Source organism: Niabella sp. ZPM-14 (assembly GCF_055693045.2).
The window spans coordinates 2,154,103-2,167,009 of sequence record NZ_CM181148.1; the positions used below are offsets into that span (position 1 = coordinate 2,154,103).

Annotated in this window: 10 protein-coding genes; 5 read left to right on the forward strand and 5 right to left on the reverse strand. The window is 48.8% G+C overall.

Annotated features, from left to right (window positions below; genetic code table 11):
- Positions 1-14: 14 nt before the first annotated feature.
- The 4 genes from ACU37H_RS09205 to ACU37H_RS09220 all read right to left on the reverse strand — a co-directional run bounded on the left by ACU37H_RS09205 (position 15) and on the right by ACU37H_RS09220 (position 7,059).
- Positions 15-2,132, reverse strand: coding sequence for a helix-turn-helix domain-containing protein (locus ACU37H_RS09205; protein ID WP_472701819.1), 2,118 nt, complete (start codon positions 2,130-2,132; stop codon positions 15-17).
- Between the two features lie 317 nt (positions 2,133-2,449).
- Positions 2,450-2,929 (reverse strand): hypothetical protein, encoded by a 480-nt coding sequence (locus ACU37H_RS09210; protein WP_472701818.1) that lies wholly within the window; start codon positions 2,927-2,929, stop codon positions 2,450-2,452.
- A 112-nt stretch (positions 2,930-3,041) separates the two neighbouring features.
- A complete protein-coding gene (locus ACU37H_RS09215; RefSeq protein WP_472701817.1) occupies positions 3,042-4,739 on the reverse strand; it encodes an OmpA family protein in 1,698 nt (565 codons plus the stop codon).
- 139 nt (positions 4,740-4,878) lie between these two features.
- Positions 4,879-7,059 (reverse strand): HAD family hydrolase, encoded by a 2,181-nt coding sequence (locus ACU37H_RS09220; RefSeq protein WP_472701816.1) that lies wholly within the window; start codon positions 7,057-7,059, stop codon positions 4,879-4,881.
- A gap of 50 nt (positions 7,060-7,109) precedes the next feature.
- Between ACU37H_RS09220 and ACU37H_RS09225 the strand changes: the two genes are divergently transcribed.
- Positions 7,110-8,600 carry a glycoside hydrolase family protein gene (locus ACU37H_RS09225; protein WP_472701815.1) on the forward strand — a complete coding sequence of 497 codons (1,491 nt, stop codon included), beginning with the start codon at positions 7,110-7,112 and terminating at the stop codon, positions 8,598-8,600.
- Positions 8,601-8,949: 349 nt separating this feature from the next.
- Positions 8,950-10,932: an SGNH/GDSL hydrolase family protein gene (locus ACU37H_RS09230; protein WP_472701814.1), complete on the forward strand. Its 1,983-nt coding sequence runs from the start codon at positions 8,950-8,952 to the stop codon at positions 10,930-10,932.
- Between the two features lies 1 nt (position 10,933).
- Here the strand turns inward: ACU37H_RS09230 and ACU37H_RS09235 are convergent, their stop codons facing one another.
- Complete coding sequence (locus ACU37H_RS09235; RefSeq protein ID WP_472701813.1) at positions 10,934-11,137, reverse strand: hypothetical protein; 204 nt, start codon at positions 11,135-11,137, stop codon at positions 10,934-10,936.
- Positions 11,138-11,418: 281 nt separating this feature from the next.
- Between ACU37H_RS09235 and ACU37H_RS09240 the strand changes: the two genes are divergently transcribed.
- From ACU37H_RS09240 to ACU37H_RS09250, 3 genes are read left to right on the forward strand one after another with little or no spacing between them, the layout of a single operon-like run.
- Positions 11,419-11,751, forward strand: a complete 333-nt coding sequence (locus tag ACU37H_RS09240; RefSeq protein WP_472701812.1) for an ArsR/SmtB family transcription factor — start codon at positions 11,419-11,421, stop codon at positions 11,749-11,751.
- A 52-nt stretch (positions 11,752-11,803) separates the two neighbouring features.
- Positions 11,804-12,274 (forward strand): DUF6428 family protein, encoded by a 471-nt coding sequence (locus ACU37H_RS09245; protein WP_472701811.1) that lies wholly within the window; start codon positions 11,804-11,806, stop codon positions 12,272-12,274.
- A 14-nt stretch (positions 12,275-12,288) separates the two neighbouring features.
- On the forward strand, positions 12,289-12,900 hold the full coding sequence (locus ACU37H_RS09250; protein ID WP_472701810.1) for a low molecular weight phosphatase family protein: 612 nt from the start codon (positions 12,289-12,291) through the stop codon (positions 12,898-12,900).
- The last annotated feature ends 7 nt before the right edge of the window (positions 12,901-12,907 follow it).

A 12,907-nucleotide genomic window follows, 5' to 3' on the forward strand; every position in this document is an offset into this window, starting at 1 on the left:
AAGTGGCCCCTGGTTTACTTTACCGCTTGGTAATTAAAATGATTGAGCAGTATCCGTATTTCATTATAATCGTAATGATCCGGCAACGCATTTTTCCACTCCGTAACGCTTTTAAACTGGTGTTTCCGGAACCGGTCTTCAAACAACCGGATATACTCTTCGGTAAACAACCGCCTGATATCAAGCACTCCGGCGGAAGCTATTTTTGCAAGATGTCCCAACACGGTTCCGACGGTAATGCCTCTCATTTCCGCGATCTCAGCGGGAGATTTTCCGTCCTCGAAAAGTTGATAGGTTGTGACATGGGTCGGTATCCTGGACACGGCTGCTGTCACCGGCGTAGCCGGTCCGTCATAGAGCGCGGTGTCCAGCAGTTTCGTCTGCTGTAAAGAAGTGAGATAGGCGGCGGTAGCATCAACCGCGTTCTTCAGCACCTCGTTATATCCTTTTAACCCTTTTTTACCTTTGGTTTCCGCGTAGCATTCCTTAACAACGGTGAAGACCTGGTCATTCACTTTCTGGAAAAAGAAGTTAACCGCCCCGCGGCTCTTATCAACTATTGGTTGCCATGCTTCCTGCTGCTGGGTGTATTGTTTCAGTTTAAATAGCAAGAACCCGGAAAACTTGTCAAATACTTCATGGAGTTCCTGTACCTGCTTCAAAGCTGCGGCGACGTTTTGCGTGACCTCATCCTTATCCAGCACAGCGCTTGCTTCCACCGCATCCTGCCAATCCTCCAGTTCGCCTAACAGCGCCTGTACACCCAGCTGCTGCAACAGCCTGTTGCCCGCGAAGTAGTATTGCTCTTCGGCCAGTATTGCCGATATCTGATCACCCGCATCCGTTTCCTGTTGAAACCGGTGAATGCGCTCATCGTTGATGATTGCATGTGCCGGTATTCTTGATTTCAGGATAATACCTTCCAAAGTGCGGCATCGGCTGAGCGCTACGTATACCTGACCGCTGGTGAAAGACCTGCCCGCGTCGATGATCACCCTGTCAAAAGTCAATCCCTGGCTTTTATGGATGGTCACGGCCCAGGCCAGCCTGAACGGGAACTGTTCATAACTGCCGATGACATCTTCAGCGACCTGGTTTTCCGTGTCGATATAATATTTCTTGTTTTCCCAGGTTTCCCGCCCGATCGTCAATTCGCGGGTTTCATCCTGTGGCAACACTTTTATTTCGTCGTCCTTCAGTTCAGTGATAGTGGCCAGCTTCCCGTTGTAGAATCGCTTTGTCTCGTCTTTATCGTTGCGGATGAACATGATCTGCGCGCCCTCTTTGAGCTCCAGCTCTTCCTCATTGGGGAATAAGTGGGGCTTGAAGTCTCCCTGGATATGAGCTTTATAATAATGGCTCTTGCCGGGGAGCGCCTTTAGCTGTCGCTTATTGATCGTGTCGGCCATGTGATTGTGCGACACCAAGTGCACATAAAACGATTTGGCCTCAAACTCAGTCTGGTAGCGGCTGTGGAGCAGATCAAAATCAATCCCGGCAACATCATTGTCGCGAATCGCGTTGAGCAGCTGCAAAAAGACCGGGTCTGTCTGGCGGTATACCTTACTAAGTGCAACGGTCAGAAGCGACAGATCGGTCAATGCTTTTGCTTCAAAGAAGAAGGGGGAATTGTAATAGTTGTAAAGCAGCGACTCATTCTCCGATTTGACTACGGGTGGTAACTGGTGCAGGTCCCCGATGAAAAGCAGCTGGAGCCCCCCAAAGCGTTGGGGTGATTTTCTCGCCGTTCTTAAAGCGAGATCCATCATGTCCAGTACGTCGCACCGCAACATGGACACCTCGTCAATGATCAGGATCTCAAGGGTCCTTAACAGCTTGAGTTTATCACGACGGTATTTGAAATGAGGCAACAGGTTCGGAATATTGATCGCTTCGTTACGGTCAATAAATTCGGCCGTGGGAACGAAAGTCGTGAGCGGCAGCCCAAACATAGAATGGATGGTAACGCCTCCCGCATTGATCGCAGCAATACCGGTGGGCGCAACGATAGCAAATTTCTTCGCTGTTTTCTGCACAAAGTTTTGCAGGAAAGTCGTCTTCCCCGTGCCCGCCCTGCCTGTGAGAAATATGCTCCTGTTGGTATACTCAATTAATTCGAAAAGATGCTGCAAGAGATCATTTTATGCGTAAAAAGAAAATGGGTTAGCCTTCCCTTAGCTGTTTCCAGCATTCGCAAAGGTGATAAAAAAAGGCCGATTTTCAATTACTTTAATCAGGCAGCCACATAAATGATAAAATGGATGACAAGCGGGTCAGAATTACGGACTTTCCGCGCTGTTACGCTTTCATTCACACAAAGGCAGTCTTATCGCCCCGGCAGTCGCAAAAATATACGCCATGATTGACACACATGAGGCACACTTTTACACTGCGCCAAAGCAAGGCTCCGCGTGCAGGCGAACCGTGGTTTTTTACTCGTGACGACGCCTTATTTTAAAACAGGGACCAACCGGCAATCTGCCTTGGCATATACGGGACCCGTGTATTGTACCTTGTCTTTCTCGGGCACATAGGCGGAATCACCTTTCATTTGTTCTTCTGCAATACCGGTGGTCAGCTCATCACCTTCTTTTTTGAAGAACAATTCCCGCACGCTGTGCATGCCTTCAGACTGGAAGCTGTACCATAAATGAACAATGTTTCCCTCTACTTCGCCTTCTACAAGTCCGTGGCTGCTATCTTTCTCATAATTTTTGTAAACAGCGGTACCTTTTACGGATTTGTCTACAAAATTGAGCTTGAGGGCATAGGTATCTTTAGCAGCGATAAACAAATAACATTGGTCTCCGGTGATAGCCTGGGGTTTGGCGCTTACATTTTCGAGCTTGGGCTCATTTTCTGCATCTTCCGGAGCCGGAGTGTTGCAGGAAATAATAGCGATCGATAAAAGGACTAATAATTGTCGCATGCTTGTAGGGTTTTCGTATAGTTGCGCAAATGCCTTGCCAAGAAAGTTAAGGGCAAAAAGAAGCCGCCTCAAAAAGAGACGGCTTTCTTGTATTTGTTATAGCAAAAAGTGACTAGTTTTTGCGAAGGTTGGGGTGCGGAGGAGCAACGGTGTTCGGACCGTCTTCTCCTGCAGCCGCAGCGCGGATGTCTACTACATCGCAATCGCCACCTTCCTGGCCTGAGCTGAAAATAAACCTGTCGCTGCCTACACCTTCTTTTTCTACCAGGTGAGCAATCACCTTATTAACGTGATCCCAGCTTAATTGCTGTTGACGTTTGGTGGCAGCGCAATAACCTACTACCACTACTTTACAGCTGGGATTGGCTTTCATTTTAGAAGCTACAATAGCCAAAGCTGCTGCCGCATCATCAGAAAGCTTGTTGGAGTTGGATGCAAAATGAATGCTTGGTAAAGCACCCAGTGCTGCAGCACATTCGCCAACTACGCCTTTGCAGCCATCAGGACAAGGACATTTGCCAACGCCATCGGTATCTACCGGCTGACAATAAGTAGGAGTTACCAGCTCTTTGTCTCTGCAATCAGGCACGCCGTCGCCATCTGTATCGAGGCTCACACCATGTGTGTCAACCGGGCAGCCTGCAGGTGTTTGTTCCTGGTCAAACTGGTCGGTTACGCCATCGCCGTCGGTATCGCGCACTAACACTTCAGGAGCCCTGCGAAGTTCTCCGTATGCATAGTTCATCGCGTTCAACCAGTAAAGAGGTTCCACCCTTCTGGCCTTGTTGCCGATATTGAAGTTCAGACCTACTGTGAGGTAGTTCATAAAATCTTTGTCAGGAGATAAAGTTCCTTTGTTATCCCAGCGCTGGCCATCTAACAGATCGGACCCTGTATAGATGATGCGATCTTCAATAGCCAGGTTGACCCTTGAACCCAGGCGAAACGCCAGGCCAAGACCTCCGGATACAGAAGGAGAGATCGCCCCTGCAAACATGTTAGACCACGGTCTGCTGCCGTCGCGTTCAATCGGCGTATCATATTCTTCGTTCTGAAGATCCTTTAATTGCTTCAGGACATCTTTGCGATTGGCATACACACCGTCGCTTTTGATCTTGCTGTAATCATATGCCGCGCTTTCCGCATCTCCGTCTACCTCATGCATCGCATCAACACGTCCCTTCCAGGTAGTAACGCCCAGGCCGGCTATACCATACAGGGTCACACCGGTTTGAGCCTTATAGAAGCGGATATTGTGGATATTAGCGATCAACTGTAAGCTCAAATCCTGCACTTCAGTTTTATAATTATAATATACGTTCGGATAATCGATAGGATTCCACACATCGCCACCAGGCAATACACTGTTTCTCGTGTAGCGGTAGAACCAGGGGTTGTCAGAACCTGCATATTTATATCCGATAGAAGGTTTCCAGTCCTGTCCACGTGCAATTCCATACATATATTCTAAACGAAGAGACAGCGTATGTCCTAAAGATTTGCGGATGTGCGCTCCAAAACCTTCACTCAACAACACGGAGGCGACATCGCCATTTACGGCAAATAATCCGCCTTTGATCCCTACTTCCCACATGTCTTTTGGCTTTGCGGGATGGTCATAGTTGCCCACCATGAATTCATGGTGTTGAGCGAGTTGCTTCTTATTGTAATAGGCGTCGTCAGTCACAGAAAAGGAACCATAGATCGGATGCGAAGCGGTATAAGGATGCGAGGTGCTCACCTGCGCATGCGCGGCCCCGACGCCCATAGATAGTCCCAGGATAAGGTTAATTGATTTTGAAATTTTCATGATAATTATATTTTGGTCTGTTACAACACCTGTTCTGTCTGATCAGAACACGAACACATAACAATCAGCAAATATATAATTTTATCATAAAATTAAGGTGGCGAACAAGGTCTTAAGACCGCCTTTTCGTCCTTCAAAATCAACTTTTTAGCCTCACTTTGGTGCTCTTAATGTAGTACTCGATTCCTTCCCAGATACCGGCCGAAAGAGGTTGCCGGGCAAAATAAATACTCCGCTTTCCTTTCAACACATCCAGCTCTTTACTGTAGTTGGCCACCACAATTCCTTTGGCCTGGCCCTGCAGCATGTCGATATCATTTCCTCCGTTGCCGGCCGTTATAAACTGCTCCACCGGCAACTTCCATTTGTAGCTCAGGTATCGTACCACATTGCCTTTACCCGCGCGGCGGGGTATGATGTCCAGATATTTGTTGTCCGTCAAAAGCACTTTTGCCGGCAGCTTATTGTCGTACAATCTTTTATTGATATTCGCCAGGTCATCGCTGGAAAAATCCTCGGTTGTGTAGTAGCTGATCTTGAAAGGCCACTGAGCACTGTCCTGCTGCGGCGTCACCTTGTTTACAGAGGACATCGCGTTGACAATTGCCTGGCGCTTCCATTGGTGGTTGATATGTTTTTCCCATCCCGTATCGGGTATAAAATTGCGGGTATAATACAGTTCGGTTCCCGCGGAACAGATCACGATGTCGGGGTCTACGAACGGATACTTTTCCAGCGCCTGTGTGAGCAACTCTTTGTTTCTTCCGCTCGAGATACCAAATACCACATTGGGATGCGACCTCAGCCAATCCATCAGGTGTTCCAGACCATTCGTATCGTCCCCTTCCACCAGTGTGCCGTCCAGGTCGCTGATGAAGAAAAGATCGGCGTCGGCGAGCTTGCGGCCAAAAGAAGACCGGCTCTTCAATGTTTTGGATTTTTCCTCGAAGATCTGATCCACTATTTCCATATAAGTTTCCGCATGCTTATTCCACGCATAATCCTCTGCACCCGCTCTGATCCCGTTGGTCGAATACTGATCCCACAGAGAACGGTTGGCGATGATCTTTTTAAGCGCCTCAGCGATGGCTTTCGTGTCTTCCACATCCACCAGCAGGCCGTTCTGCGCGTTGCCTACGATTTCTTTAGGTCCGCCGGTGGGTGAAGCGACGATCGGCAGTCCACAGGCCGCCGCTTCCACGATGGTCAACCCGAAATTTTCTCCGGGCGTGGCATTTACGAACACCCCTTTCTTCCTTGCCGCAATCCGGTAGATCTCGGGCACTTCTACGCCCGGATCATTCTTTTTGGGCAGAGCCATCTTTCCGTACAGATCATACTTGTCCATCAGCAAAAGCAGGTTGGTCAGTATCTCCTTTTCATCGTCGGGCATTTGCGAAATATCTTTGCGCACGCCGGCAAAGATGGCCAGGTTGGCCATGGCCTGCAGCTCCTCGTCCTGGCCATAACAGTTAATGATCGCTTCGAAATTTTTCCGCTTATCGGCGCGCCCTATTGAAAGGATCAGCGGCTTGTCGGCGTTGAACAGGAACCGCTCAATTTCAGAATTGATCTTGTACAGCGCCTGCTCCTGCTCGATCGTCATAGCGAAAGAAGGCATCTCGAGCCGGTAGTAAGGATAAAAAACTTCATTGTTGATACCGGGCGGAATAACCTTGAAGTTGGCTTTTGACAGATTCTCGTATCCGTCATACTGCGTCGCGATTTCATGTTTCGTACTAACGATCACCACGTCTGCATTGGCAATCACTCTCTCTTCTTCATCGATACGCCTTTGCATATTGAAGCGGTCATTCAGCCTCTTTTCATCCATGCCCTGGTTGAGCAACATGGTTTTTTTATTGCGGCCCAATGAGTGGCCGGTTGCTATGAAGGGCAGCGCAAAGATCTTACTCAGTTCGCATGCGATATAGTTGCCGTCGGCGTAGTGGCCGTGCAGGATGTCCGGATAATCATCTTCTTCCTCGTTGAAACGTATGGTGTTGTTGATAAATTCATCAAGGTGGTCCCACAACTGCTCCTTCTCTTTATACGATTGTCCGCCACAATCCACCCGGACGATCCGGGCTTTTTCATTCACGATTTCCAGGGGCTGGCTGTAAGAATCTGATACGCGCTTATCTGTAATGCGCCGGGTGAACAGATCCACTTTTCTGACCTGCGGGTGGTTGGCCAGTGCTTCCAGGAGTTCCAGGACGTATTTTACCTGTCCTCCCGTGTCTTTATCCCTCCCTATCTCCGCATTTTTAAATCTGATTAGTCCGTGCGGGCTAAACAACTGGATATAATACTTTTTCATTTTCAAGGCTTGGTTTTTGAGATATGCGAAATATAAGTATTTTTAGCGAGATGCAAACTTTACAAAGAAGATTCTACTCCGGTTCCGGCTTTAGCGACTGGGAGATAGGCGACGTAACTATTATATTACACAAGGGGATATATCACCTGTTCCACCTGATCATCCCTAACCATGATTATATCGCCCATGCAGTGTCAAAGGACTGTATTTCATGGAAGCGTGTTAAGAATGCCCTGTTTGTGGGCGATCCGGGAGAATGGGATGACGATATGTTGTGGACCATGCACGTCTGCAAAGTGGGTGACCGGTTCGAGATGTACTATACGGGCCTGCAGCGTAAACTGCGAGGCACTAACTCCCTGATCGGCCTCGCCGTTTCCTATGACCTCTACAGTTGGGAAAAAAAGAACGAATCCATATTTCCCATCGAGTCGAAAGGACCTTTCTATGAAAGCATGGAGGACAGTCCCCGAAAATGGCTCAGCTTCCGGGACCCTTTCCGCATTGATAAGGGAGATGATACCTATTATCTAATATGTGCACGGTCTGCCAGCGGGCCTGTATCGCGGCGAGGTTGCATCGGCCTGCTGAAACAGGAAAATGAAACGATCACTTATCTGCCACCGCTCCATTACCCAATGGTGTACGATGACCTCGAATGCCCCTGCGCGTTTGAGCTCAATGGCCGCCATTATACCATTGCTTCGATTCGTGAGGATGTGAAAGTGCGGTATTGGTTCAGCGATACGTTCCTGGGCGAGTACCACGCGTTTCATGCAAACGTGCTGCTGCCCCAGGGCAACTATGCCGCACGCGTGGTGGAGGGCACGAATGGCAAGCTGTTGATCTATGCGTTTTTCTACACATCAGGGCTGATCAATTCCCATCGCGTGTTTTTGCCCCCCAAGCAGCTGGACACGGATGACAAAGGCCGATTGTTGCTTAAAAGTTTTGACCACTGGGAAGAGGTAGCTTACGACCCCGTTGTACAAAATGACTTCAACCAGGTCCGGGGCCTGTTCAACAACCCTACGGCAAACCTGGAAATAGAAGACAATCGCTGGGTGATGAGCTCAAGGAGCGGATATGAGATGTTTTTGTTTGAAAAGCCGGCCGATGATTTCATCTGGGAAGGCGTACTGTCAGTCGAAGGCATGGGCAAACTGGGGCTTGTGACCGATATGGACGAAGAAGGGTCGGGCTATTATTATTCTTTCGACGTGGTGAACGGGCATGTGGAAGTGCGTGCCTGGGGCTTTAATGAGGCCGATACCCGCTCCAACTTTAAGTTTACCGTTCTGCAGGATAATATCTTCGCGATCAGCAAAGAATATAAATATCACTTTAAACTGATCCGCTTTGGTAACTATATTGAGCTGGCGATTGATGGCCTGGTTAAACTGACCCTTATTGATTATAGCTACAATAATAAATGGATCGGAATCTATTCTTCATCATCGGTAGTTTCTCTAAACAATAGCTTTATCAAAAAATTACCACCGCTGGAGGATGAATATTTCACAGAAGAAATGCAGCAATAAGTCCTCCATACAGCATTTTTAATAGATTATAACGACGTTTTAATCCCGTTCTAATGAGTTGAACGTCTTTTCGTCCTTTTAGGTCGGAAAACAGGCTCTTTTTGGCCTTTTTCTTGCCTATAATTTAAAAAAATGTTAAAGCGACCGTTTAACCGCATTTTCCGGTTTCATACGGCGTCAAACAGTTTAGAAGTACAATAACAAGTTTTTCTCATAAGCAGTTAGTTTTGGTTTAATCCCCACGTTTCCACGCGGGGATTTTTTATTTTCGGTGGTGATGATCAAAACATTGTCGATCCGGAGGTAATTTAGACCCCCGATTGCGGCTATCAAACGAAATATAACGGAGATGAAAATAACGACGCCCATGGCGCAAAACGTACTTTTCCTGGCTCTTTTCAGCCTGATCCTGAACAGCCTTGCTGCCCAAAACAATCGCGCTACCAAAGAATCGGACTGGAAAGGATTCAAGCGCATCCATTTTCAATTTCAAGACCGGGAGGCCCGGATCGTTATTCCCCAAAAAGCCGCCGCCGGCAATCCCTGGTTATGGCGGGCGCGCTTCCCGGACTGGCATACGGAAGCAGACAGCATCCTGGTCGCCCGTGGCTTCCACCTGGTATACATCAATACAGATGAGTTGCTGGGCAGTCCCGAAGCAATGAAAGTGTGGGATGCTTTTTATGATCAGATGCGTTCTCAATATGGACTCCATCCCAAAGTGTCATTGGCCGGGGTCAGTCGCGGCGGCCTGTACGTCTATAGTTGGGCGAAACTTCATCCGGACCGCGTAGCTTCTATTTACGGCGAAGCACCGGTCTGTGATATCAAAAGCTGGCCCGGTGGTTTGGGAAAAGGCCGCGGCAGCGAAGAGCAATGGACGCTCCTGAAAAAAGTCTACGGTTTTAAAAACGATGCTGCAGCGCGGCAATATGAAAACAATCCTATTGACCAGCTGGCACCCCTGGCTCAGGCGAAAGTTCCGATCCTGCATATGATAGGCTTGCAGGACAGCATCGTGCCTTATGCGGAGAACACCAAGGTATTAGTGGAACGATATGTGCAGCTCGGTGGCCCGGCCACGGTGGTGCCTTGTAATCAATATATACCGGGCCGCGGCGGGCATCATTTTGCCATCGAAACGCCGGAGCTGGTTGCCGACTTTATTACTTACCATGCTACTGATCGCAGCCAGCTTCCGTCCGAGCCATTTCACGTATTACGAGGTGATTTGAAAAATGCGCAAATCCAATTTCTCCGCAAGAAAACAGGCAACATCGCCTTCCTGGGCGGTTCGATCACTTTTAACCCCGGCTGGCGTGATAGCCTGATGCATTATTTCCGCAAGCGCTTTCCGGACACGCAATTTCAATTTATCAATGCCGGCATCCCGTCCATGGGAAGCACGCCAGGCGCCTTCCGGCTTGAGCAAGACCTGCTGTCGAAAGGCCCTATCGACCTGCTTTTCGTGGAGGCGGCGGTGAACGATGCGGTAAACGGCTTTGCCGATGTCGAGCAGATTCGCGGGATGGAAGGTATTATCCGTCATTTCAAACGAGCCAATCCTGAGGGAAACGTCGTGATGATGCACTTTGCAGACCCCGAGAAACTGGCTGACTATAATGCAGGCAAAATTCCGGCAGTCATCAGGAATCATAATGTAGTAGCCGAACGGTATCAGGTGTCTGTCATCGATCTTGCCAGGGAGGTGACGGAACGGATCGGACACGGCGAGTTTTCCTGGGAAAAAGATTTTGAAAACCTGCACCCGTCTCCTTTCGGACAAGGCATCTATGCCCGGTCCATGATCCGGTTTCTCGACCATGCGTTTTTACAATCAATTAACGACGACGATAAGACGGAGACCGGAACACTGCCTCAAATGATTGATCCGGCATCTTATGATCGGGGCTATCAGCTGGCCGTCACACCCCGGTCTGCCGTCAACCAGTGGATATATCAACCCTCCTGGCAACCCACAGACGGCGCTGGCACCCGACCCGATTATGCAGGTGTACCCATGCTGACTAGCTCCTACCCAGGCAGCCTGTTAACCTTCCCTTTTTCGGGCACCGCAGTGGGTATCGCGGTAGCTTCCGGACCGGATGCAGGTATCATTGAATACCGCATTGACGGGGGATCCTGGAGCCGGCTCAATTTATATACGAAGTGGAGCAACGCCCTCCATCTCCCCTGGTATTTTACATTGGCAGGGGATCTGGCAAAAGGCAAGCATCTGCTTGAAGTAAAAATGGCGGCGGACAAAGACCCAAGAAGCAAGGGCACTGCCTGCCGCATCCGCTATTTTTTTGTGAATGGTGAACGGCCATAGTTTATTGCTCCCACTTACAAAGGGTCTTATCTCTTTGTGCCACGTCTAGCGTGGTTTCTACGATACGGAAATTACAGTTGCTCAGCCCGCGGCAATCCTTGCTGAGGTGGTAGCGGACGGCGGCAGGACTGTCGCACACATACACGACCTGGTCTTCGCAAGAGACCTGGGACAGTAACAGGAATACCAATATCAGGAGACGCATATCAGCCGGTCCTTTTAGAGTTTAAAATAAGTTTTGGGTAGCAGGCATTTCCTTCTTACAGACGGAGATAGAAATCACGCTGCACGATCATTAAAGCTCGCAACAAAATTAAACATTGAAACAGGGCCTCTTTACGGAATTCCGTAAAGCAACCAACACCCTCAAGGCTCCGCATGCACGCGCCGGAAACATTATTTTAGGAAGACATTTATCGATCGGCCTTAAAATTTATTTTTTCATCCTGTTTATATATCGTAATATTGCGATATTAAAATAATGAAATGGGCGCATCAAAGACCGATCATTTTACACGGCAACAAAACCAGATAGCCGCTATTGCCAAGGCGCTGGGCCATCCGGCAAGAATAGCCATCATCGAATACCTTTTGAAGGTCAATGAATGTATCTGCGGAGATATCGTGGACAAGCTTCCTTTGGCCCAGCCTACCGTGTCGCAACATTTAAAGGAACTCAAGAACGCGGGCCTGATCAAAGGCAATATCGAAGGAAACTCCGTGTGCTACTGCATCGACGAAAAGATGTTTGGCGTTCTGAAAAATTATTTTGAAAAAGTAATTGATTCCGTCACCCGGAACCGATGCTGCCCGGAATAACGACGGGCCGCAACAGCGATATATTGCAATCCACCTTTACATCATTTTTATTATGAAATTATCAGCATTAAAAGAATTGTTACCTGCCTTGAACACCATTACGTTCCGGTTAGAGGACGGCAGTTTTGTACCGCCTCACTTCCACGTGACAGAAGTAGGGCAGGTTGAAAAACATTTTATCGACTGCGGCGGCGTGGTGCGAAAGGAAAGCGCCGTGAATTTCCAGTTGTGGAATGCAGACGATGAGGATCATCAGCTAAAGCCGGGCAAGCTGCTCAATATCATCCGGCTGTCAGAAAATAAATTGGGCCTCCGCGATGAAGAGATAGAAGTGGAATACCAGTCGGACACGATCGGAAGATATGACCTGGATTTTGATGGCACTACCTTTCTCCTAAAGAACAAACGCACGGCCTGCCTCGCCCAGGATGCCTGTGGTATCCCCGCGCAGCAAACCCAGGCTGAATCCGCACAGCAGACTACGGCTTCTTGCTGCTGCGCACCCGGTTCGAATGGCTGTTAATATAAAAAAAAACCATGTACGCTACACTTACCGATACTATCCGGCAATTATCATTGCAGTCTATCAGCTCCGACCGGCAAGGGGTTCTGCAGCCCCTGATCGACTTTGTGAAAAGGAAAGTGGCCGCAGGGCAACCTGTGAATATCAACTTTATCTGCACCCATAACTCGAGGCGTAGCCATTTGTCGCAGGTATGGGCACAGGCGGCCGCAGCTTACTATAATGTTCCCAATGTCTATTGCTATTCCGGCGGAACAGAAGTTACCGCCCTGTTTTCCAAAGTGGCCGCGACACTTTCTGATCAGGGTTTCCAGGTCTTTAAGATCCAGGAGGGTGTTAACCCGGTGTATGCGATCAAATGGGATGATAACACAATGCCCATCGCCGGGTTTTCTAAAAAATATGACAGCCCCTACAATCCCTCTTCTTTCGCAGCCGTGATGACCTGTTCGCAGGCAGACGAAGGCTGCCCGGTCATTGCCGGGGCAGAACAGCGTATTCCACTGAACTTTGAAGACCCGAAGAGCTCGGACGGAACGCCGCAGCAAACACAAGTGTATGCAGAGAGAAGTCTGCAAATCGCTGCAGAGCTGGTATACGTCTTTGCAACGGTGGCCGGCCGCTAAAACAGAT